General features: G+C 64.0%; 1 pseudogene. It reads left to right on the top strand.

Going from position 1 to position 1,763, the window contains the following annotated elements:
* A pseudogene (locus tag U5798_RS36770) lies at positions 1-1,763 on the top strand (hemagglutinin); the annotation flags it as partial.

Here is a 1,763-nt window from a genome sequence, read left to right as displayed (position 1 = left end):
GGGCCTCTCGTCGGCCAACAGCTCGATCGGTTCGCTGTCCACGTCGACCTCGACCGGCATCAATTCGCTGTCCACCGGCCTGAGCTCGACCAATAGCTCGGTCACGTCGCTGTCGACCTCGACCTCGACCGCAATCAACGCCGCGAAGACGCACTACTACAGCGTCAACGACGGTGGCACGCAGAAGGCCAACTACGACAACACCGGCGCGACGGGCACCAACGCCCTCGCGGCTGGCGTGGCTGCAAGCGCCGCAGGTGCGAGTAGCGTTGCCGTCGGCGACACCGCGAACGCGAAGGCGAACGGCGCAGTCGCCATCGGCCAGAACGCCACGGCCAACAACGCAGGCGACGTCGCACTCGGCAGCGGCTCCATCACGTCGACGGCGAACCCGACGCCGACCGGCACCATCGGCGGTGTAACCGCAACGTTCGCGGGTGGCAATCCAACCAGCGTGGTCAGCGTCGGCAAACCTGGCGCCGAGCGTCAGGTCACCAACGTTGCAGCCGGTCAAATCACCGCAAACAGCACCGATGCGATCAATGGCTCGCAGCTGTTCGCAACCAATTCGATCGTCGACTCGCTGTCGACCACGGTGTCGACGTCCGGCAGCGCCATTGCCTCGCTTTCGACCGGCATCACGTCGCTGTCCACGGGCCTCAGCTCGACCAACAGCTCGGTGACATCGCTGTCCACGTCGACCTCGACCGGTCTGTCCTCGGCGAATAGCTCGATCACGTCGCTGTCGACCTCGACGTCGACCGGCTTGTCGTCGGCCAACAGTTCCATCACGTCGCTGTCCACGTCGACTTCGACGGGCCTGTCGTCGGCTAACAGCTCGATTTCGTCACTGTCGACCTCGACGTCGACCGGCCTCTCGTCGGCAAACAGCTCCATCACGTCGCTGTCCACGTCGACTTCGACGGGTCTGTCCTCGGCAAACAGCTCGATCACCTCGCTGTCGACTTCGACGTCGACCGGCCTCTCGTCGGCGAATAGCTCGATTTCGTCCCTGTCGACCTCCACGTCGACGGGCCTCTCGTCGGCCAACAGTTCCATCGGTTCGCTGTCGACTGGCCTCAGCTCGACCAACAGCTCGGTCACGTCGCTGTCCACCTCGACCTCGACCGGCTTGTCGTCGGCCAACAGCTCGATCACGTCGCTGTCCACGTCGACCTCGACTGGCTTGTCGTCGGCTAACAGCTCGATCACGTCGTTGTCCACATCGACGTCGACGGGCCTGTCGTCGGCAAACAGCTCGATCACGTCGTTGTCCACCTCGACCTCGACGGGCCTGTCGTCGGCAAACAGCTCGATCACGTCGCTGTCCACCTCGACCTCGACTGGCCTGTCCTCGGCCAACAGCTCCATCACGTCGCTGTCGACCTCCACGTCGACCGGCTTGTCGTCGGCCAACAGCTCGATCACGTCCCTGTCGACTTCGACTTCGACGGGCCTGTCGTCGGCTAACAGCTCGATCACGTCGCTGTCGACCTCGACCTCGACCGGCCTGTCGTCGGCCAATAGCTCGATCGGCTCCCTGTCGACGTCCACGTCGACGGGCCTGTCGTCGGCCAATAGCTCCATCACCTCGCTGTCGACTTCGACCTCGACGGGTCTGTCGTCCGCGAATAGCTCGATCACGTCGCTGTCCACGTCAACCTCGACCGGCCTGTCGTCGGCCAATAGCTCCATCACGTCGCTGTCGACTTCGACGTCGACGGGCCTGTCGTCGGCCAACAGCTCGATTACGTCGCTGTCCA

It is taken from the genome of Burkholderia sp. BCC1972 (assembly GCF_905339605.1).
Classification (GTDB): domain Bacteria; phylum Pseudomonadota; class Gammaproteobacteria; order Burkholderiales; family Burkholderiaceae; genus Burkholderia.
This window is presented reverse-complemented; position numbering and strand designations above follow the sequence as displayed.